Here is a 21,289-nt window from a genome sequence, read left to right as displayed (position 1 = left end):
TGAGACAAGGTGCAGCATAAAGCTGATGAGAAACTGTTCAAACACCGTATATGGCGTCAATTACATATACAACAGCTAGAGTATTGAATGGGTATGCAGGGACAATGAGTAGAAGTTGCAAATGGATATTTCGAGGTATCCAAAAAAAGCCCACTAAGTTGAACCTTAGTGGGCTTTAAAATCAGTATATAGCGTTATGCTGTTAGCAATGACACACAACTATTTAGCAAGGCGATTTGCAGTCCAGACGTAAAGCAGCTCGAGAGCAATCGTCGCACCAGCCAATGCCGTAATTTCGCTTTGGTCATAGGCAGGAGACACTTCTACAACGTCCATACCAACCATGTTGATACCCTGTAAGCCACGGATGATTTTGAGCACTTTATCTGAGTTCAAACCACCACATACTGGTGTGCCGGTACCCGGAGCAAAAGCAGGATCCAGACAATCGATATCAAACGTTAAGTACACTGGCTTATTACCAACAATACCTTTCACTTGAGCAATGATATCGTCCACGCTCATGTCGTTCGCTTGCATCGCGTTAATAACGTTAAAGCCGTGCCCTTCCTGCTTGTACTCTGTACGAATACCAATTTGCACTGAATGTTCAGGCGAAATTAAACCTTCATTTGGCGCATGGTAGAACATAGTACCGTGATCGTAACGACTACCCTGACTGTAAGTGTCAGTGTGCGCGTCGAAGTGAATCAGAGCCATCTCACCGTACTTCTTGCCATATGCTCTTAACAAAGGCAGTGTAATGAAGTGATCGCCACCTAAACCTAACAGAGTTTTACCACTGTTTAGAATCGCATCAGCAGCTGCTTCTAAACGTTGAGTTAGGTCTTCTGCATCACCGCAATCAAACACAAGGTCGCCAGCATCAATGACCGAGGTGTGTTCAAATACATTGAAGTCCCACGGGAATTTTTTGCCTTCCCACGCCAAGTTCACAGAAGCACGACGAATCGCATCAGGGCCCATACGAGCACCCGGACGACCGGACGTCGCCATATCTAGCGGCGCACCTAACACAACCACATCAGCATCGTTGTCGATTGGATTTTGCACCAATGGACGACGCATAAACGTCATCGCATTGGAGTACAGCGAGTAATCTGGTTTCGTAAATAGATCGTTCATTAAAAATCCTCAAGATAGGTGTAACCCATCAAGCCTTGCTCTAACTCTTCAAGTACGCTTTGCTGCTCTTGCGCTGGTACTTTCGCAGTGACCAATTCTTTGTACTTCTGACGAATTAGGTCCATATCGATATGAACGTAACGCATCATGTCTTCTACTGTGTCGCCTTCGTTGATGTAGTCAATGTTCGCTTCTCCGCTTTCATCAACATTCACCACAACACTGTGCGTATCACCAAATAGGTTATGCATATCGCCCAAGATCTCTTGGTACGCGCCTACTAGGAAGAAGCCCATTAGGTATGGTTCATCTGGGTTCCACGCTGGCACTGGCAATGTTGTTTCAATGCCTTGACCATCAACATACTGGTCAATCGTACCGTCAGAGTCACAAGTGATGTCCAACACCACAGCACGACGCTCATCCGCATTATCTAAACCGCTCAGTGGCAATACAGGGAACACCTGATCAATACCCCAAGCATCTGGCAATGACTGGAATAGTGAAAAGTTCACGAAGAACTTGTCCGCTAAACGCTCGCTCAACTCATCCAAAATTGGACGGTGGTAACGGTTCTTTGTGCTCATGCGAGTGCTAAGCTCGTAGTTAATACGCAAAGACATTTGCTCTGCCCAAGCACGATGCTGAAGATTCAGCATACCGGTCGCAAATTGGTTGTGCGCTTCTGCAATATCGCTCTGAGTGTCGTTGTAGATCTCAATCAACGCTCGGTCATCATTGCCCGCATCTAGCTCTAAGAAGTTCTTCCACATGTTGTTGAGCAACATTGGCGCGTCAGCTTCTGGAGCCGCCATGTCTTCCGGTGAGTAGCTTTCAGTACCAATCACGTTGGTGATCAACACAGCATGGTGCGCAGTCAGTGAGCGACCAGACTCCGAAATAATCACAGGTTGTGGCTGATTGTAGAGTTTACAAATATCCCCTACTGTCATCACGATGTTACGAGCGTACTCAAGCAAGCCGTAATTCATTGAGTTTGAAGATTGGCTACGCGTGCCGTCGTAATCGACTGCCAAGCCACCACCAACATCTAAGAACTTCAGTTGAGCGCCAATATCACGCAGTTCACAGTAGAAACGAGCCGCTTCACTCACGCCATTTCGCACGTCACGAATGTTTGCCATTTGTGAACCTAGGTGGAAGTGCACGAGTTCAAGTACATCCAGCTGGTCTTCGGCTTTCAAGCGTTCGATAACAGTAAGCACTTGTGATGCAGACAAACCGAATTTCGACTTCTCACCACCACTTGCTTGCCATTTACCTGCACCTTGAGAAGCAAGACGAATACGTAAACCCAAACGAGGTTTTACGCCAAGTGCTTTCGCTTCAGAAAGAACAAGATCAAGCTCAGACAACTTCTCTAGAACGATAAAGACTTTGTGGCCTAGCTTTTCGCCAATCAGCGCAAGACGGATGTATTCTCTGTCTTTGTAACCGTTACACACGATCACAGAGCTCGCTTTTTGAGCCAGCGCCAATACCGCTAATAGTTCAGGTTTGCTGCCCGCCTCTAGTCCTAGCTGCTTTTGCTCTAATTGAGCTTGGCTCGCTAAGATCTCATCAACCACTTCTTTTTGTTGGTTAACTTTAATCGGATAAACAAGTAGGTAACGATTGTCGTACTGATATTCGTCGATCGCTTGGTTAAATGCGTTACAGATATTGTGCACACGTTGATGCACTATTTGAGGAAAACGCACAAGAGCAGGTAAACCAATATTTCTTTGCTCTAACTGTTTTACGATCTTACTTAGTGGGACTTGATGATCCATCTCGCTCGGTGAAACATACACCTCACCGTTATCATCAATTCCATAAAAACCTTGGCTCCAGTGCTTTACATTATACTCAGCACGGATGCGTTCCAAATTAACCGAATTTTCCAATTCTAGAGACCTCACACTATAGGGCCATCGACAGAAGATACCTCTTTGGAATAGCGAGGTATAACCCAACAAAAAGCGTTCAAAAACGATTTGTTGGCTGCATTAACCGATATTATTAAGAGCGAGTCCAACCATTGATATTTGTGGTGACGATTACGTTTTTTTTATCGACAGATCGACTTAAAATGACAGGTAAGGAATTACAAGGTTTTAGGGTAAAAAACAGGCTGAAGCGCATTAAATATAAAGCAATTTCTCACATTAAATTAGGGAGAAAAAATGTGCAGAAACCAAAAGATTTTTAGTAAATTGAGTGAGGTTAAGTCAGAGTTGTGACAAATATAAGCACTTCACAATCTGAACTCTCGCTATCACCAACACAGCTTGTGTCCCGCGATTCGATGCCGATAAACACTTCATTCTTCCTACTAGAACTCGCTCACTTCAATGTTGTAACCGCTCAATTTTTGAACTTTTCTCGCGCATATCTTGTATTCGGTTCAATCTTCTTGTAATTTTAACTGACCAACCAATCGGTCAGCCTTCGAATTTAGGGGATACTATGAGCCATAATCTAGACCTTGAACCAAACACTTCGAGCACCAACGACATGGATCAAATATTCAACCGACAACAAGATCACTACCGTAACAACGTTAATCCAACACTTGATCAGAGACGAAATGATCTCTCAGTCTTGAAAAAACTATTAATGCGCTACCAAGAGCAGTTAATTGAAGCGGTATCAGAAGATTATGGCCATCGAGCAGAGCACGACAGCTTAATTGCTGACATCACCCCTTCCCTACACCAGATCAATTACAGTGATAAAAACCTGAAGAAGTGGTTGAAGCCTTCACGTCGAAAAGCCGGCTTGATGCTAACACCAGCCAAGATTACTGTGCATTATCAGCCAGTAGGTGTGGTTGGTATCATCGTGCCTTGGAACTTCCCAGTCATGCTCTCTTTAGGCCCTATGATCACAGCGTTAGCAGCGGGCAACACGGCGATGCTCAAGATGTCGGAGTTTACTCCAGCGACCAACCGAGTTTTAAAAGCGATGTTGGCCGAAGGCTTTAGTGAAGATCAGGTTGCGATTATCGAAGGCGAAGCTGACGTTTCCGCTAAATTTAGCCAACTGCCGTTTGACCATATCCTTTTCACAGGCTCAACCGCTGTGGGTAAACACGTTATGAGAGCAGCGGCTAACAACTTAACACCAGTTACCTTGGAATTAGGCGGCAAATCTCCAACCATCATTGCCCCTGACTTTGATGTAGCTGACGCTGTTGAACGTATCTTGTTTGCCAAGAGTCTAAACGCTGGCCAGATATGTGTAGCGCCTGATTACATCTTATTGCCGCGAGAAAAATCAGACGAGTTCATCACAGCCTATAAGCGTTATTTCAAGAAGCTTTATAAAGCCGGTATTGAGAGCAAAGACTTAACCTCAGTGATCAACATGCGCCAATACAATCGCTTGAAAGGTGTCATTGAAGACGCACAAGCCAAAGGCGCGGTTATTCACACGGTAACCGAACAAGCACAAGACGATGTAAACCACAGAATGACGCCGCACCTTCTCACCGAAGTGAACGATGAGATGCTCGCGATGCAAGAAGAGCTGTTTGGTCCTGTTTTGCCTATCGTGCCTTATGATTCCATCGAAGAAGCAATCAATTACATCACAGAGAGAGAACGCCCACTGGCTCTGTACCTAATGAGCCATAATAAAGAAACCCAAGACAAGCTTTTATCAGACACGCACTCTGGCGGCGTGTGTATTAATGATTCTTTGGTGCATGTGGCTGCAGAAGACGCACCATTCGGTGGCATCGGCCCTTCAGGCATGGGACACTATCACGGCATTGAGGGCTTCAAGACCCTTAGCCATGCCAAAACCGTTCTAAGTAGAGGAAAAATCAACTTCACCAAGTTAATGCATCCTCCTTACAACAACCCAATCAAGAAACTGATGTTCAAAGTACTCAATAGATGATCACCAAAAGACAAAAAATCCTAGATGCTGCACTCCTGCTCTTCTCTCAACAAGGGCTAGAGGGCACATCTACCGGACAAATAGCGAAAACAGCCGGCGTGGCAAAAGCGACGTTGTTCCACCACTTCGAGAATAAATCTCTATTGATTGATGAACTGTTTCGCGAGCTGAAGCTAGAGCTATTCTCGACCCTTCAACCGCACACTGATGTGGCTGTAGAAGATCGCTACCAAACCTTTAAGTTCATGTGGATCACAGGAATTGAGTGGGCATTAGAGAATCCGGTTGCGATGAAGTTCTTCACCAATGTTCATTTCGACCCAACGACTCAAACTCGAGAAGTGATTGTTTCACAGATGTTCGCATCGCTAGACGAGATCATTTTGAAAGGGCAACAAGATGGTGAATTGATGGTGTTGGACATTAACCTTGTTAGACACTTCATTCATAGCCACTTTCTGATTTGTGCAAACTGGCTGATTGAACAAAGCGAGTCTCCACCAGAGCAAACATCGAAGTACATCAACGATAGCTTTGATATGTGTTGGCGCGCCGTTGGTGGGCAAACCAAGTAGCTTTAGCTTTAAGCCCAAGGCTCTAAGCTCTAAGCTCTAAGCTCTAAACCCAAAGATATAAGTTCTAGACTCAACTGATTTCCAATAATGATCACTAAAGCGCCACAAAGGCGCTTTAATTATTTGAACACAATTTAATCACCTCAACATATTGACTCAGAGTACTTTCTTTCAGTACCATCCCACCATCATTTCAAAAGAGAATAACGCCATAATGAAGTACTAACATCCTGACATCCGATTTATTTTTATAAAAATCATTTGGACACTCGGGGTTAGTGGGCGTTACTTCATCATCTATTTTCGCGACAAATCAAGCTCTTAAAGATCCGTTTTTTGACAAACAAACATCTTTAAGATCAGTACCTCAAAGACAGGAACCATCTCAATACCGCTTTCTCTCTTTCATTGGTAATCTATCTAAGTAACGCCTTTGGCGATCTGTTGTTAGCATCCAGCAGGAGCTTGCACAGAAAAGCGCCTCACCCCTTTTACTCGTTTACACGTAAAGGGAGGTATTTCTATGCCGACTATATTAGCCAATAATCTCTCATTCCAACTCGATACTGGTGAGTGGTTATTCAAAAACATCACCTTTAATTTGAGCACTCGCCTCACAGGCCTAGTCGGAAGAAATGGGGCTGGAAAGTCATTGTTACTTTCGTTGCTCGTTGGACAAAAACAGCCCACAACGGGCAGTGTTTCGCGCCAAGGTTCAATCGGCTTTTACTCTCAGTTACCATCAACGCTACTGGATACCAACATCACCATCGCTGACTTCTTAGGACTCACCGAAAAGTTAGAAGCGTTAAGCGCCATAGAACAAGGTAGCTGTGAACTGCAGCACTTCAATATCGTTGGCGATGATTGGGATTTGGAGGCGCGTACCCAGCAGTTGCTAGGTACATTAAAGATCACTCGTGATTTGAACACACTTTGTTGCTCTTTGAGTGGTGGGCAACTCGCCCTGTTACAGCTTCATCAGCTATTCGTATCAAATAACGACATACTGATCCTCGATGAGCCTTCGAACCATTTGGATAACGACGGACGCAATTGGCTACTAGAACAATGCCAGTTGTTTGAAGGTAAGGTACTTGTCGTCAGCCATGATCGAAGCTTATTGAGACAAATGGAAGGTATCTACCATCTCAACAGTTTGGGGTTACGTTTCTATAAAGGAAACTACGATGACTACTTCAAACAAATGTCGAATCAGGCCGATGCACTAGATAAACAGATTGCACATCACCAATCCGAAAAGAAACGACTGGAGCGCCAAGCTCAAGCTAATAAGGAAAAAGCACAGCAACGTGAGTCTCAAGGTAATCGACTCAGAAAGTCCGGTAGCCAACCCAAGATATTATTGGATGCGATGAAAGATAAAGCAGGACGAACGCAAGGAGCATCAGCCACTAGTCAAAAGAACTTAAAGGACCAAAACCAACATAAGCTTCAATCTCTTAAAGAACAAAAGGAACAACTAAAACCACAGGCCTTGTATCTACAACAGAGTAATAACAGTAAAAAGAGCTCTTTGTTAACCGTTGAAAACTGCCGCCTTATTTACGGCTCTGGTGCTCCAATCAGTTTCTCTTTATCACAAGGGGAACGGTGTTATCTAACCGGTGCTAACGGGTGTGGAAAGTCGACACTGTTAAAAGCGATTCACGGTCAACACGCCAATTATAAAGGCTCGATTAAGCGCTTAGGGGCGACCGTCTATTTGGATCAACACTTTGGCCTGTTAGACACCAACGATACGATGTTCGATAGTTTAATAACGCATAGCTTTGTATTAACAGAGAGCGACGCGCGAACACTGCTAGCGGGAATTGGATTCAGGCGTGACTCGGTATATCGAAAAGTCGATCACCTCAGTGGTGGCGAGAAAATGAAGCTGGCGATGTTGATCGTCAGCCATAAACAGGATGCCCCACTTCTTTTGCTTGATGAACCAGACAATCACTTGGACATAGACTCGAAGCAAATATTGGCTTCGGCTCTGCGTGAATACCAAGGCGCATTCATCTTGGTCAGTCATGATAGCGATTTTGTTGAGGAGGTCGGCGTTAGCCAAAACCATATACAGCTTTAACCTTCGTAAATTCGTTCACTGAGCTTAGTTAGGCGAGTATTCTTCCGGATACTCGCCTTTCTCGGTTGAGACAAGTAAACTACTCGCCTCGAACATCTATTCATAAGGCTAAGGTTTGCATACTCTAGAACAATTAAAATCAGGGCAACTTAAAGGTATTAAGCGTCTAAAACTATCAGAAGGTCTCACAGAGTTCCCTCTAGAAATCATAGAGCTTGCAGATTCTCTTGAGATCCTAGACCTTTCAGGTAATCAGCTGTCAGACCTACCAGCCGAGTTATCAAAGCTAACTAACCTGCGTATTATCTTCGCGTCGAATAACCTGTTTACGCACCTGCCTGATGTTCTTGGGTCACTTCCTAAGCTTGAAATGATCGGTTTCAAGACCAACCAAATCAAAACCGTAAGTGAAGTATCTCTACCACCTCAATTACGCTGGTTGATCCTGACCGACAATGAGATTGAGGCCCTGCCTAGCTCACTAGGTGAAAGACCGCGACTACAGAAACTGGCATTGGCGGGTAACAAGATTCGCGTGTTACCAGAAAGCATGGAAAACCTATCCAACCTTGAGCTAGTTCGCCTGTCTGCAAACCAGTTGACTGAATTCCCAGAGTTCCTTATCAAGCTACCAAAACTGGCTTGGTTAGCGTTTGCGGGTAACCCGTTTTGCAAACACCCTAGCAGCTTAGATAGCGTGCCTGCGGTTAGCTCTCAAAGCTATTCACTGAATCAAGTACTTGGCCAAGGCGCATCTGGCGTGATCTCGCATGCAAGCTGGCTAAACAGCGACTTCGATTTTCCACAGGAAGTGGCGGTTAAAGTGTTTAAAGGCGAAGTCACCAGTGACGGCTACCCACATGATGAACTGGAAGCGTGCTTGCAGGCTGGACACCATAACAACTTGGTAAAATCTATCGCCCAAGTAGAGGAACAAGATTACCTAGCTTTGGTGATGGAACTCATTCCAAACAGCTACTACAACCTAGGGCTACCACCAACACTCGAGACTTGCACGCGTGATACTTTCCCAGAAGGTTTCGAACTTTCAATTGCTCAAATCAATAGCATTACAGAGCAGATGATTGATGTGTTTGAACACCTTCATGCCAATAAAGTCTCTCATGGTGATCTATACGCTCACAACACTTTAGTGAACGAACAAGGTCAGATGATCTTTGGTGACTTTGGCGCTGCGACTATCTACGGCTACCTAACTGAAGAACATCAACAAGGTATTCGCCGAATTGAAGCACGTGCATTGAAGTACTTTATTGAAGACCTACTGACGATTTGTGCAAAGCAAGATCAAGACAGCGAGCTTTATACTCGATTGGCGAACTTCGAAGCTTAATAGAAGTATTCAGTCAGATTGAAGACAACAAAGCCAACATCACTGTTGGCTTTTTTATATGCTAATTAAACGAACCAGCGTTTAGCTTTCAACTTGAACAAGCTTCAAGTACGAATGCAGCTCTCCGCTCTTATACTCAACCGCAGAGTGAATATTAAGGTCAGCACGAGCCACAACAGCAAACTGGTAGCAGTTCTCACCCTTCAGAATCTCGACGTGTAACAAACCGTCTTTTAGTTGCCACTGCCCTGTTGTTTCAAATCGGTCGAACAAACGATATTCAATCAAAGAACCGTCAGCATTGAAGTGCACTTCAGTGATGTAACCGCCGGGGCAGCTCTTCACCCAAACTCGATTCTCGATATCACTGACCGTAAAGTTACGCCTTGTGTCACGCCACGCTAGAAAGCCTTCGCTATCATAAAGAGCAATGTCGAGATCAGTTCTAGAGATTAACGGCTGCTCATTTTGCTCACGACAATAAAGTTGAAGCAAAATTTGCTGAACTGTTTCGCTCTGTAATTCACTCATTGTGGCTTCCCTTTATCATTGCTCTGCGTTAGACGCAGTATTGATCAACAAATTCTATTTAAAGCGGGCTACACAAGCTCGTAAGAAACCACATACAGTTGAGAGATACCCGGGTAGATATCTTGAATCACGTCTTTCAGTACTTGCAGCGTCATGTTCTCTTGCTGAGCATGGAACTCACCTAAGTCATCAAACAAAATTGGCTCAACGCTGATGATCTTAAGATTACAGAACACACGGTCTTGCTCTAGCGTCGATACTTCCACAACACTGCCTGGCTGGTAGTCTCGCTCAGATTCATCACGAATAGTAATCGTCTTCTTGCCAGATAGGATGTCAGTTTCAAAACGTTCGAAGAACGTCATAGTGGTCGGTGCGGTCATTTATTTCGGTCGCTTTACATTTAAAGGTTAGGTAAATGTTTATATACCAGAATGCGTGTTCAAGCGAATAAAAATTAGGTGCGGGATGCGAGATGCGAGATGCGAGATGCGAGATGCGAGATGCGAGATGCGAGATGCGAGATGCGAGAGAGTATGGCAAAGCCAAATTACAGGCAATAAAAAAGGAGAACCGAAGTTCTCCTTTTCTTAAACCTTTAAGCTAACTCTAAATTATAGAGATGCTTTCGCTTTTTCAACTAGAACAGCAAATGCTGCTTTGTCGAATACTGCGATGTCAGCAAGAATCTTACGGTCGATCTCGATAGATGCTTTCTTTAGGCCATTGATGAAACGGCTGTAAGATAGACCATTTTGACGAGATGCCGCGTTGATACGTGCAATCCAAAGTTGACGGAATTGACGTTTCTTGTTGCGACGGTCACGGTAAGCGTATTGACCAGCTTTGGTAACTGCTTGGAAAGCTACGCGGTAAACACGTGAACGTGCTCCGTAGTAACCTTTAGCTTGTTTTAGAACTTTCTTATGACGTGCACGAGCTTGTACACCACGTTTTACGCGAGGCATTATGCTTCTCCTAAACTAAACGAATTTATAAACTAAAAAGAATTAAGCGTATGGCATCATACGTAGAACTTGAGCAACTTCACATTTAGGAAGGATCGAGTTCGGACGTAGCTGACGCTTGTTCTTAGTAGTACGCTTAGTCAGGATGTGACGTTTACCAGCGTGCTTAAACTTAATACCACCAGCAGTTTTCTGGAAACGCTTAGCAGCACCTTTGTTGGTTTTCATCTTAGGCATGATGAATAACTCCGCATTGTTGAGTTGTTAATAACATAGTAATTAGGGCGAATAAAACCCCACAACCTGAGGCTGCAGGGTTCAATTACTTGCAAAGCCGTTAATTACTTCTTTTTAGGGGCCAACACCATGATCATCTGGCGACCTTCAATTCTCGTTGGGAAAGATTCGACTACTGCAAATTCTTCAGTATCCGCTTTCAAACGATTAAGAACGTCAACACCGATTTCTTGGTGAGCCATTTCGCGGCCACGGAAGCGAATTGTTACCTTCACTTTGTTGCCGTCTTCTAGGAAACCAGTCAGGTTGCGTAGTTTTACCTGATAGTCTCCAATATCAGTTCCAGGTCGGAATTTAATTTCCTTGATCTGAACCTGCTTTTGCTTCTTCTTCTGCTCTTTCGCAGCTTTGCTCTTCTCGAAGAGGAACTTACCGTAGTCCATCACACGACAAACTGGCGGCTCGGCGTTAGGGCTGATCTCTACAAGATCCATACCAGCTTCATTTGCAGCTTCCATCGCTTCAGCGATTGATACTACACCAACAGCTTCGCCGTCTGCGCCAGTTAGACGCACTTCACGAACGCCACGAATGTCACCGTTTAAACGGTGCTGGTTTTGTTTGGCCGGTTGTTGGCCACGTCTTCCGCCTTTAATAGCTATTCCTCCAGATTGAGCTTACGGCTTGAAACCTCGGCTTGGATGTATGAAATAAAGTCATCCACTTTAAATTTGCCAAGGTCCTTACCTTTACGTGTACGTACTGCAATTTCGCCGGCTTCCATTTCTTGGTCACCACACACAAGCATGAACGGTACACGTTTCAAAGTATGTTCGCGGATTTTAAAGCCAATCTTCTCATTTCTCAAGTCTGCTTTGACTCTAAATCCACTTTTTTGCAGTTTTTTCGTAATTTCTTGTACATATTCAGACTGTTTGTCTGTAATGCCCATTACAACTGCTTGTTCTGGCGCCAACCACGTTGGGAAGAAGCCAGCGTATTCTTCAATAAGAATACCAATGAAGCGTTCTAGTGAACCTAAAATCGCGCGGTGGATCATAACTGGCGTGTGACGCTCGTTATCTTCACCTACGTAAGTAGCACCTAAACGTTCTGGTAATGCAAAATCGAGCTGCACTGTACCACATTGCCAAGCGCGGTCCAAACAATCATGCAAAGTAAATTCAATCTTAGGTCCGTAGAACGCACCCTCGCCTTCTTGAATCTCGTATGCAATGTCCATTGCCTCTAGCGCTTGCTTAAGGTCAGCCTCTGCACGGTCCCACATTTCGTCTGAACCTACACGCTGTTCTGGACGAGTAGATAGCTTAACAACGATGCTTTCGAAGCCGAAAGTTGTGTAAGTATCGTAAACCATTTCAATACAAGCTTTAACTTCTTGTTGAACTTGGTCTTCAGTACAGAATACGTGAGCATCATCTTGAGTGAAGCCACGAACACGCATAATGCCGTGAAGTGCGCCAGACGGCTCGTTACGGTGACATGAGCCGAACTCAGCCATACGTAGCGGTAGATCACGGTAAGATTTCAAACCTTGGTTGAAGATTTGAACGTGACCAGGACAGTTCATTGGCTTGATAGCGTATTCACGGTTCTCTGAAGAAGTAGTGAACATCGCTTCAGCGTACTTATCCCAGTGACCAGAGCGTTCCCAAAGAACACGGTCCATCATTAATGGGCCTTTAACTTCTTGGTAATCGTACTCAGTCAGTTTTTGACGAATAAATACTTCTAGCTCACGGAAGATAGTCCAACCGTTGTGGTGCCAGAACACCATGCCTGGTGCTTCTTGCTGCATGTGGAATAGGTCAAGCGCTTTACCGATTTTACGGTGGTCACGTTTAGCCGCTTCTTCTAGGCGCACAAGGTGAGCTTTAAGTGCCTTCTTGTCGTGGAATGCAGTGCCGTAGATACGTTGAAGCATCTTGTTGTCACTGTTACCACGCCAGTATGCACCCGCTACGTTAAGTAGAGTGAAGTGCTGGCAGAAGCTCATGTTAGGCACGTGTGGACCACGACACATATCGATGTATTCTTCGTGATGGTACAGGCCTGGACGATCATCTTTAGAAACGTTCTCGTCCAAGATTTCAATCTTGTAAGTCTCGCCGCGAGCTTCGAATGCGTCGCGAGCTTCCTGCCAGCTAACTTTCTTCTTAACAACCTGGTATTTGGTCTTCGCTAGCTCTTTCATGCGCTTTTCGATCTTTTCTAGATCGTCTTGCGTTAGAGAGTGCTCAAGATCGATATCGTAGTAGAAACCGTTATCGATAGTAGGACCGATCGCCATTTTCGCTTCTGGAAAAAGCTGCTTAACCGCGTGGCCTAAAAGGTGAGCACAAGAGTGACGAACGATTTCAAGGCCATCAACTTCATCTTTAGCTGTGATGATTTCTAGGCTTGCATCGTTTTCGATAAGATCACAAGCATCAACACGCTCGCCGTCTACACGACCAGCAATGGTAGCTTTCGCAAGACCAGGACCGATTGATAGGGCAACATCTAGAGTTGATACAGGGTTGTCAAATTGACGCTGACTACCGTCAGGAAGAGTAATAATTGGCATTATTTGTCCTTTACAGTGGTGTTGCACACCAAGCAACACATGAAAATGTTTAATATATGTCTTTCAATCAACGAGTACGCTGATTGGGGATATATGCATAATAAATATACCCACATAGAAGCAAATACAGATGCCACATCTGTGAGTAGCCGAACATTGTAACGAAATAATATGAAATGACAATGTTAGTCCCGCAGCACCACAAAACTATATGACTGAAATGTCTCTTCTATATAGATCCTTCTAACGCCTAACCCATAGTTCAATCAGTAATTCGTTGGCTTTATCTACAATACAAAAAAGCCGAACGGATAAGTTCGGCTATAGAAATCGTACTGTCTTGTCTCTATTAATAGAAAAAGCGACTACTAACAGAAAGGGAACTACGCACTCATGATTCTTGATACAGCGTTACGAATGTCTGAATCGGCAGCGTTCGCAGGCAAGCTGAATGAGATGTATTGATCGCCACGGAAGCTCATTGAGCGATCGATTTCTGCTAGGCAGTGAACCATTGAGCCTTCAACGATGAATGACAGCTCGATCTCTTTATTATTCATGAAACCGCCGCTGCGAAATTCAATCTCTTGGTAACAACCCGAACGAGAAGCAAAGTTGTTGCCTTTTAAGAAGCCCTTCTCTACGTCAGCTTTCACCATTGCCATACCGGATGCTTCCACGCCTTGGATGATTTTAGCAACTGTTGGCAGTGGGTGTACGGAGATAAAGTCACGGTCTTTAGGGTCAATCGCGAAGCCTATATCTAGGTTGGTTTCAACCCACACATGGCATTGGTTCATTTGTGCGTTCAACGCGGTGACTGGCGTTTCATCATTTAACTTAAGTCGGAATGGAACCAGTTTGGTTTCGCCCGGTTGGATAACGAAAGGCTCTACCGCTTGAATACGACCCAGTGAAAAGGTTTCGTAGCTGGTACTGTCTTCCGTTTCTACTTTTACTTCTGTGTTGAGAACCAAGTTAATCAAGTCGATTTGTTGCTCAACGTCGCCACCAACAATGTGAACATTGCCAGACAACTCTCCACCTTGGAAAACTTCAATATTATCTAAGACAGTATCAACCTTTGCTGCACCGATGCCCAACGAGGCCTTTAATTTCTTAAACATATTATTTCCCTTTCTAATCATCTGATTTACGAATAGTTATTACGTGACAATTTGCGACACTTGCCTCACAGAATCAAGCAATTTGCCCCATCTATGTTGAATAAGGTCACATTGCCCGAGGAAATGTTGAAATCGTGAAAAATTCCGTTACTCTATTTGTATAGTCAAATAAGGTTTCATTATGTCGAAAGCGCCGCTCTACCTTCAGATAAAACAGTTCATAGACGATAATATCAACAGTGGTCACTGGCCAGTGGGTTACCAGATAACCACAGAACTCGAACTCACAGAGCAGTTCAATGTGAGTCGAATGACGGTCAATAAAGCCATTCGAGATCTTGTGTCTGAAGGCAAACTCATCAGGAAGCCAAGGCTAGGTACTTTTGTTTGTGAACCAGACGAAAAAGCGCAATCTCCGCTGCTTGATATCAACAACATCGCACAAGAGATCAAAGACCGAGGTCAAACGTATGCTAGCCAGGTTATCAAGCACAAGAGCATCAAGGCAGATGAAAGCACCGCGACACGGTTAGGTGTGATGATCAATGCCGAAGTATTCTATAGTGAAATCATCCACTTTGCTGACAACACACCGATTCAATTGGAAGCGCGCTGGGTGAACTCGCAAGCCGCACCAAAATACCTAGAGCAAGACTTTTCAACCTCTACACCCAATGAATACCTTTCAAAAAGCTGCCCGTTGAGTGCAATCGAGCACACGGTTGAAGCCATTATTCCTGACTCTCAAATCAGAACGTCACTAAAGCTATCTGAATCAGAACCTTGCCTACTTTTGAATAGAAGAACATGGAGTAAAGAGCGCCTCATCAGCTTTGCATTGCTCTACCATCCTGGTTCTAAGTACAAATTAAGCTCCAAGATACTTCTAAATTAAAGAACATCATCCTGATCGCCGATCACATTTTTGCAACATCGACTTGATTCGGGTCAGCGTTTAGCCTATTTATTTGTATATACATTTAATGTTTAGCAAAGATCTAGGTGATTATGAATTTGATCCTCAAAAATGCACGAGTGGTCTCCATGAGCTCGGGAGTCGACGGTTATCAGCCCTCTTCCCCTCAAGATATCGTTATCGAAAGCGGTAAAATCGTGTCCATCTCTTGTTCAAACCAAGGCGCACTTGCTTCTGAGTTAGAACAAGTACGTGTTGATGGTTCTTTGGATTACGTCACCTATGACTGTAAGAACAAGCTAGTGACACCCGGATTAATTGATTGCCACACTCACCTCGTATTTGCGGGTAATCGTGCCAATGAATTTGAGCAGCGTTTGAATGGTGTGTCTTACACCGACATCGCCAAGCAAGGCGGCGGCATTCTAGCGACAGTCACTGCAACACGCGCAGCGCAAGAGTCTGAGCTGGTTGAAATGGCATTACCGAGACTTGATGGCCTACTAAGAAGTGGCGTAACCAGCATCGAAGTAAAATCTGGCTATGGTTTAACACTTGATGATGAACTCAAAATGTTACGCGCAGCCAAAGCTTTAGAGAATCATCGCCGAATTAAGATCACCACTACTCTCCTTGCAGCGCATGCTGTGCCACCCGAATACAAAGAGCAACCGGACAGCTATATCGATCTGGTTTGCCAAGAGATCATTCCTAAAGCTGCAGAGCAAGGGCTCGCCGATGCAGTTGACGTGTTTTGCGAATCTATCGGCTTCAACCTAGAACAAACCGAACGTGTATTTGCAGCAGCCAAAGCACATGGCCTCGCGATTAAAGGCCACACTGAACAACTTTCGAATATGGGTGGCAGCGCGCTTGCAGCTAAATACGGCGCACTCTCTGTTGACCATGTTGAATACCTTGATGAAACCGGAGTAAAAGCACTGGCAGAATCAGGCACAGTTGCCACCTTGCTACCCGGTGCTTTCTACTTCCTGAAAGAGACTCAACAGCCACCTATTGCTTTACTTCGTGAACACAAAATCCCAATGGCGATCGCGACCGACCTAAACCCCGGCACATCTCCCTTTGCAGACTTAACGCTGATGATGAACATGAGCTGCACCCTGTTTGGTACGACGCCTGAAGAAGCGCTACGCGGTGTAACTTGTAACGCGGCGGCTGCCATTGGTAAGTCACAAACCAAAGGCAAAGTCGAAATCGGTTATGCCGCAGATTTGGCTATCTGGAACATCGACCACCCTGCAGATCTAAGCTATCAAGTCGGTGTTCCTCACCTGCATAAACGCATTGTTAATGGCGAGGTGTGTCATGACTCAATCTAAATCCAACGCTATCCAAGAGAACGCAACAACCGTGCATAACTTTGTGTGGACCGGACGTAATGATCTTGAAGATGGCGCACTCGGTACTCGCGTTCATCACATTACCAAGCAAGTGCAAAGTAGTGAGTTAAGTGACAAGCTGACTGACGGTGATATCGCCTTGGTAGGCTTTGCCAGCGATGCCGGTGTTGCAAGAAATAAAGGACGCGTGGGCGCGAAACAAGCACCTAACTTGATACGCCAAGCGTTGGCGAATATGGCTTGGCACAGTGACGCACACATCGCCGATCTTGGTGATATCGAGTGCAATGATGGTCAATTAGAAGTCAGCCAAAAACAGTGTGCTTCTGTGATTGCCAATGCCTTAGCAACCAACAAAGTGATTACCCTTGGCGGTGGTCACGAGGTGGCTTGGGCAACGTTCCAAGGTCTCGCTGAGCACCTAAATAAAATTCAATCAGAACACAATCCTAAGATCGGCATCGTTAATTTTGATGCTCACTTTGATCTTCGTGAATTTGAAAGCGACATCACCGATGTTAAACCGAGCTCCGGCACGCCTTTTAACCAGATCAGTGATTACTGCCACGCACATCAGTGGCCGTTTCATTACGCTTGTCTTGGTGTGAGTGCCGCCAGCAATACCAAAGCGCTGTTTAACAAAGCTGACCAACTGGGCGTGTGGTATGAACACGACCGCAACATGACCCAAGTGAATCAAGTCGCTCAACTGATCAAGTTACAAAAATTCATCGCTGAGTGTGATTATCTCTATCTCACCATTGATCTCGATGTTTTCCCCGCAGCTACTGCGCCGGGCGTAAGTGCACCAGCGGCAAGAGGCGTGAGCTATGAAGCACTCGCTCCTTTTCTAGAACAGATTTTCCAACACAGTAAAAAACTCATTATCGCGGACATTGCAGAATATAACCCGGACTACGACGTCGATGGCCAAACGGCTCGATTGGCAGCTCGTTTGTGTTGGGATATTGCCAGTGCAATGGCCAGCGACTAATCCAGCTATACCGATAACTACAACTACAACTACAACGATATAACGTGAAACAGAAGGAATTCCAAAATGACGGAACACCACAACAGTGACCCTCGTCTCGACACGACTCGCGAAATTCGCGCACCTCATGGCACCACTTTGCGCGCTAAATCTTGGTTAACAGAAGCACCACTGCGTATGCTGATGAACAACCTAGACCCTGATGTGGCAGAACACCCACATGCATTGGTTGTTTATGGCGGTATTGGTCGCGCTGCGCGTGATTGGAAATGTTATGACAAGATAGTGGAAGTATTGGAGCGTTTAGAGGACGACCAAACCTTACTTGTTCAATCAGGTAAACCTGTGGGCGTGTTCCCGACTCATAAAAACGCACCTCGCGTACTGATCGCTAACTCGAACCTTGTTCCACACTGGGCGAACTGGGAACACTTCAACGAGCTCGATAAAGAAGGCTTGATGATGTACGGCCAAATGACCGCGGGCAGCTGGATCTACATTGGTTCACAAGGCATCGTTCAAGGTACTTACGAAACCTTTGTCGCTATCGCGAAGAAGCACTTCCAAGGCGAAGCAAACGGCAAGTGGGTTCTAACGGGCGGTCTTGGTGGAATGGGCGGCGCTCAACCTCTTGCTGCAACGATGGCTGGCTTCTCAATGATCGCAGTGGAGTGTGATGAATCACGAATCGACTACCGCTTGCGTACTGGCTATGTAGACAAAAAAGCCACCAGCTTAGATGAAGCGATGGCAATCATTAAAGAGTCAGACACGCCAATCTCTGTTGGCTTATTAGGTAACGCCGCAGACGTCTTCCCAGAGTTAGTTGAACGCAATATCACACCTGATGTGGTGACTGACCAAACCTCTGCCCACGATCCTCTTAACGGCTACTTGCCGCAAGGTTGGACGATGGAGAAAGCCGCACAAGAGCGCTCCATTGATGAAGCAAAAGTGGTGAAAGCCGCTAAGCAATCTATGGCGATTCAAGTACAAGCGATGTTAGACCTGCAATACCGCAGCGCAGCGACCGTGGATTACGGTAATAACATTCGCCAAATGGCACTGGAAGAAGGCGTAGAAAACGCGTTTGATTTCCCGGGTTTCGTTCCGGCTTATATTCGACCTTTATTCTGCGAAGGTATTGGTCCTTTCCGTTGGGCGGCACTATCTGGTGACCCAGAAGACATCTACAAAACAGACCAAAAAGTAAAAGAACTGATTCCAGACAACCCACATCTACATAACTGGCTAGATATGGCGCGTGAACGCATTCAGTTCCAAGGCCTGCCTGCGCGTATTTGTTGGGTTGGCTTGAAAGATCGTGAACGCTTAGGCCAAGCATTCAATGAAATGGTGAAAAATGGCGAACTGAAAGCACCAGTTGTTATCGGTCGTGACCACCTAGATTCAGGTTCAGTAGCAAGCCCGAACCGCGAAACAGAAGGCATGATGGATGGATCAGATGCCGTATCAGATTGGCCTCTATTGAATGCCCTTCTGAACACAGCGGGCGGCGCAACTTGGGTTTCTTTGCACCACGGTGGTGGCGTTGGTATGGGCTTCTCGCAACACTCAGGCATGGTGATTTGTTGTGACGGCAGTGAAGATGCATCACAGCGTATTGCTCGCGTACTTCACAATGACCCAGCAACCGGCGTTATGCGTCATGCTGATGCAGGTTACGATATTGCCAAGCAATGTGCCAAAGAGCAGAAGCTTGATTTACCTATGCTAAACGAAGAACTTCGTCGCCTTTAATGTCTGGAGAGAACATGTTGAACTTATTACTTAAGCCAGGACTTCTTGGCCTATCTGAACTTCGAAAAATCAGCCGTAGCCCTGTGAACTTATCACTCGATCCTGCAGCAATCCCGGATATCGAAGCGAGCATGCAAGTTGTCGAACAAGTGATTGCTGAAGACCGCACTGTGTATGGCATCAACACGGGTTTTGGCTTATTAGCAAACACCAAGATTGCGCCTGAAGATCTCGAAGTTCTACAGAAAAGTATCGTACTTTCTCACGCTGCGGGCATTGGCAAGTTCATGTCTGATGAAACCGTACGCTTGATGATGGTATTGAAGATTAACAGCTTGTCTCGCGGTTACTCTGGTATCCGCCTCAAAGTGATTAACGCTCTTATCGATCTTGTGAACGCGCAGGTTTACCCGTGTGTTCCACAAAAAGGATCAGTAGGCGCATCTGGAGATCTTGCTCCCCTCGCCCACATGAGTACCGTTCTGCTAGGTGAAGGCCAAGCACGCCACAACGGCAAGATCATCACTGGCTTAGAAGCAATGCAGATCGCAGGTCTTGAACCAATCACACTTGCGCCGAAAGAAGGCTTAGCACTGTTAAACGGCACACAAGCATCGACTGCCTTTGCATTAGAAGGTCTGTTCGCAGCGGAAGACTTGTTTGCGTCTGCAACCGTATGTGGTGCAATGTCTGTTGAAGCTGCACTGGGTAGTCGTCGTCCGTTTGACCCTCGAATTCATCGCGTTCGTGGTCATCGTGGTCAAATGGATGCCGCGCTTGCTTATCGCCATATGCTTGATCAAAAGAGTGAGATTGGTGAATCACACACTTGCTGTGAAAAGGTTCAAGACCCTTACTCGTTGCGCTGTCAGCCTCAAGTGATGGGTGCCTGTTTACAGCAAATTCGTAATTCAGCAGAAACGTTAAACGTTGAAGCGAACTCGGTATCGGATAACCCACTGGTATTTGCTGAAGACGGCGACATTATTTCAGGTGGTAACTTCCACGCAGAACCTGTGGCAATGGCAGCGGATAACCTAGCACTTGCGATTGCAGAAATTGGTAGCCTTTCTGAACGAAGAATGGCACTGCTGATTGATAGCGCACTAAGCAAACTTCCACCTTTCTTAGTCGATAACGGCGGCGTTAACTCAGGCTTTATGATTGCTCAAGTAACGTCTGCTGCTCTGGCAAGCGAGAATAAAACACTGGCACACCCAGCTTCAGTAGACAGCCTTCCAACATCGGCAAACCAAGAAGATCACGTATCAATGGCTACCTTTGCCGCTCGTAGACTTAGATACATGGCTGAAAACACCCGTGGGATATTAGCAGTAGAATATTTAGCAGCAGCACAAGGGCTCGATTTCCGTGCTCCGAATCTATCCTCTCCTCGTGTGGAAGAAGCGAAACAGATTTTGCGTGAAAAAGTCAGCTTCTACGACAAAGACAGATATTTTGCACCGGATATTGAACAAGCGAACTTATTGCTCAAATTATCCGTTCATAATCACCTAATGCCAGAAGGCACTTTGTGTAGCTTTTAAAGCAAAAACATTCTAAACAACACCCATTAGAGTGTCATATAAACAAGGGCTATCGATTAGCCCTTGTTGCATTGAGCCAAAGGCCACATTTCCCTTCAAATCGTCATATACCATCTAACGTATTTATCTAATTGACTGATATATAAGCAAAGTTAACTGGATAGACCATTAGAACGAA

18 protein-coding genes are annotated in these 21,289 nt (G+C 45.3%); 9 read left to right on the top strand and 9 right to left on the bottom strand.

What is annotated here, in order from left to right:
* Positions 1-219: 219 nt before the first annotated feature.
* Both speB and speA read right to left on the bottom strand, forming a co-directional pair.
* Positions 220-1,146, bottom strand: coding sequence for an agmatinase (speB, locus tag LMH68_RS14210; RefSeq protein ID WP_136973983.1), 927 nt, complete (start codon positions 1,144-1,146; stop codon positions 220-222).
* Entirely contained in the window at positions 1,146-3,053 is a 1,908-nt protein-coding gene (speA, locus tag LMH68_RS14205; protein ID WP_267868937.1) for an arginine decarboxylase, read from the bottom strand. The genes speB and speA overlap by 1 nt, the downstream gene beginning before the upstream one ends.
* Positions 3,054-3,615: 562 nt before the next feature.
* Here speA and LMH68_RS14200 point away from each other — a divergent pair.
* The 4 genes from LMH68_RS14200 (at position 3,616) to LMH68_RS14185 (ending at position 9,079) form a co-directional block, all read left to right on the top strand.
* Positions 3,616-5,052 carry a coniferyl aldehyde dehydrogenase gene (locus LMH68_RS14200; protein ID WP_229647053.1) on the top strand — a complete coding sequence of 479 codons (1,437 nt, stop codon included), beginning with the start codon at positions 3,616-3,618 and terminating at the stop codon, positions 5,050-5,052.
* Positions 5,049-5,627 (top strand): TetR/AcrR family transcriptional regulator, encoded by a 579-nt coding sequence (locus LMH68_RS14195; protein WP_017066051.1) that lies wholly within the window; start codon positions 5,049-5,051, stop codon positions 5,625-5,627. Before LMH68_RS14200 ends, LMH68_RS14195 begins: the two co-directional genes overlap by 4 nt.
* Positions 5,628-6,150: 523 nt before the next feature.
* Positions 6,151-7,725, top strand: coding sequence for an ABC-F family ATP-binding cassette domain-containing protein (locus LMH68_RS14190; RefSeq protein ID WP_229647054.1), 1,575 nt, complete (start codon positions 6,151-6,153; stop codon positions 7,723-7,725).
* Between the two features lie 115 nt (positions 7,726-7,840).
* Positions 7,841-9,079 (top strand): leucine-rich repeat-containing protein kinase family protein, encoded by a 1,239-nt coding sequence (locus tag LMH68_RS14185; RefSeq protein ID WP_229647055.1) that lies wholly within the window; start codon positions 7,841-7,843, stop codon positions 9,077-9,079.
* An 81-nt stretch (positions 9,080-9,160) separates the two neighbouring features.
* Here LMH68_RS14185 and LMH68_RS14180 read toward each other — a convergent pair whose 3' ends face one another.
* The 7 genes from LMH68_RS14180 to LMH68_RS14150 form a co-directional block, all read right to left on the bottom strand.
* Entirely contained in the window at positions 9,161-9,610 is a 450-nt protein-coding gene (locus tag LMH68_RS14180; RefSeq protein ID WP_017063604.1) for a hypothetical protein, read from the bottom strand.
* Positions 9,611-9,678: 68 nt separating this feature from the next.
* The gene (yqfB, locus tag LMH68_RS14175) at positions 9,679-9,993 is read right to left on the bottom strand and encodes a N(4)-acetylcytidine aminohydrolase (protein ID WP_017063603.1); all 315 of its coding nucleotides are present in this window, start codon (positions 9,991-9,993) and stop codon (positions 9,679-9,681) included.
* A 231-nt stretch (positions 9,994-10,224) separates the two neighbouring features.
* Positions 10,225-10,578 (bottom strand): 50S ribosomal protein L20, encoded by a 354-nt coding sequence (rplT, locus tag LMH68_RS14170; RefSeq protein WP_004733517.1) that lies wholly within the window; start codon positions 10,576-10,578, stop codon positions 10,225-10,227.
* Positions 10,579-10,620: 42 nt separating this feature from the next.
* On the bottom strand, positions 10,621-10,815 hold the full coding sequence (gene rpmI, locus LMH68_RS14165; protein WP_004738430.1) for a 50S ribosomal protein L35: 195 nt from the start codon (positions 10,813-10,815) through the stop codon (positions 10,621-10,623).
* A 104-nt stretch (positions 10,816-10,919) separates the two neighbouring features.
* On the bottom strand, positions 10,920-11,471 hold the full coding sequence (infC, locus tag LMH68_RS14160) for a translation initiation factor IF-3 (protein WP_076654893.1): 552 nt from the start codon (positions 11,469-11,471) through the stop codon (positions 10,920-10,922).
* Between the two features lie 2 nt (positions 11,472-11,473).
* Positions 11,474-13,402 carry a threonine--tRNA ligase gene (thrS, locus tag LMH68_RS14155; RefSeq protein ID WP_017059786.1) on the bottom strand — a complete coding sequence of 643 codons (1,929 nt, stop codon included), beginning with the start codon at positions 13,400-13,402 and terminating at the stop codon, positions 11,474-11,476.
* Positions 13,403-13,785: 383 nt separating this feature from the next.
* Positions 13,786-14,529: a sporulation protein gene (locus LMH68_RS14150; protein ID WP_136978508.1), complete on the bottom strand. Its 744-nt coding sequence runs from the start codon at positions 14,527-14,529 to the stop codon at positions 13,786-13,788.
* A 181-nt stretch (positions 14,530-14,710) separates the two neighbouring features.
* Here LMH68_RS14150 and hutC point away from each other — a divergent pair, with 181 nt between their 5' ends.
* From hutC to hutH, 5 genes are all read left to right on the top strand, one after another.
* Complete coding sequence (gene hutC / locus LMH68_RS14145; protein WP_017072048.1) at positions 14,711-15,424, top strand: histidine utilization repressor; 714 nt, start codon at positions 14,711-14,713, stop codon at positions 15,422-15,424.
* A gap of 113 nt (positions 15,425-15,537) precedes the next feature.
* Positions 15,538-16,788 carry an imidazolonepropionase gene (gene hutI / locus LMH68_RS14140; protein ID WP_229647056.1) on the top strand — a complete coding sequence of 417 codons (1,251 nt, stop codon included), beginning with the start codon at positions 15,538-15,540 and terminating at the stop codon, positions 16,786-16,788.
* A complete protein-coding gene (gene hutG / locus LMH68_RS14135) occupies positions 16,775-17,803 on the top strand; it encodes a formimidoylglutamase (RefSeq protein ID WP_229647057.1) in 1,029 nt (342 codons plus the stop codon). Before hutI ends, hutG begins: the two co-directional genes overlap by 14 nt.
* Positions 17,804-17,869: 66 nt before the next feature.
* Positions 17,870-19,564: a urocanate hydratase gene (gene hutU, locus LMH68_RS14130; protein WP_229647058.1), complete on the top strand. Its 1,695-nt coding sequence runs from the start codon at positions 17,870-17,872 to the stop codon at positions 19,562-19,564.
* A gap of 14 nt (positions 19,565-19,578) precedes the next feature.
* The gene (gene hutH, locus LMH68_RS14125) at positions 19,579-21,111 is read left to right on the top strand and encodes a histidine ammonia-lyase (protein ID WP_102332103.1); all 1,533 of its coding nucleotides are present in this window, start codon (positions 19,579-19,581) and stop codon (positions 21,109-21,111) included.
* The last annotated feature ends 178 nt before the right edge of the window (positions 21,112-21,289 follow it).

This window comes from Vibrio sp. F13, assembly GCF_020806305.2.
GTDB classification, from domain to species: Bacteria; Pseudomonadota; Gammaproteobacteria; order Enterobacterales; family Vibrionaceae; genus Vibrio; species Vibrio crassostreae_C.
Note: the sequence above shows the minus strand (reverse complement) of the source record. Positions and strands in the feature narration are given on the sequence as shown.

Coding starts and splice junctions, on each gene's coding strand:
- LMH68_RS14190 (WP_229647054.1), top strand. CDS start 6,151: ATGCCGACTATATTAGCCAATAATCTCTCATTCCAACTCGATACTGGT.
- LMH68_RS14150 (WP_136978508.1), bottom strand. CDS start 14,529: ATGTTTAAGAAATTAAAGGCCTCGTTGGGCATCGGTGCAGCAAAGGTT.
- LMH68_RS14180 (WP_017063604.1), bottom strand. CDS start 9,610: ATGAGTGAATTACAGAGCGAAACAGTTCAGCAAATTTTGCTTCAACTT.
- speB (WP_136973983.1), bottom strand. CDS start 1,146: ATGAACGATCTATTTACGAAACCAGATTACTCGCTGTACTCCAATGCG.
- hutI (WP_229647056.1), top strand. CDS start 15,538: ATGAATTTGATCCTCAAAAATGCACGAGTGGTCTCCATGAGCTCGGGA.
- rpmI (WP_004738430.1), bottom strand. CDS start 10,815: ATGCCTAAGATGAAAACCAACAAAGGTGCTGCTAAGCGTTTCCAGAAA.
- LMH68_RS14200 (WP_229647053.1), top strand. CDS start 3,616: ATGAGCCATAATCTAGACCTTGAACCAAACACTTCGAGCACCAACGAC.
- yqfB (WP_017063603.1), bottom strand. CDS start 9,993: ATGACCGCACCGACCACTATGACGTTCTTCGAACGTTTTGAAACTGAC.
- rplT (WP_004733517.1), bottom strand. CDS start 10,578: ATGCCTCGCGTAAAACGTGGTGTACAAGCTCGTGCACGTCATAAGAAA.
- hutC (WP_017072048.1), top strand. CDS start 14,711: ATGTCGAAAGCGCCGCTCTACCTTCAGATAAAACAGTTCATAGACGAT.
- hutG (WP_229647057.1), top strand. CDS start 16,775: ATGACTCAATCTAAATCCAACGCTATCCAAGAGAACGCAACAACCGTG.
- hutU (WP_229647058.1), top strand. CDS start 17,870: ATGACGGAACACCACAACAGTGACCCTCGTCTCGACACGACTCGCGAA.
- LMH68_RS14195 (WP_017066051.1), top strand. CDS start 5,049: ATGATCACCAAAAGACAAAAAATCCTAGATGCTGCACTCCTGCTCTTC.
- thrS (WP_017059786.1), bottom strand. CDS start 13,402: ATGCCAATTATTACTCTTCCTGACGGTAGTCAGCGTCAATTTGACAAC.
- hutH (WP_102332103.1), top strand. CDS start 19,579: ATGTTGAACTTATTACTTAAGCCAGGACTTCTTGGCCTATCTGAACTT.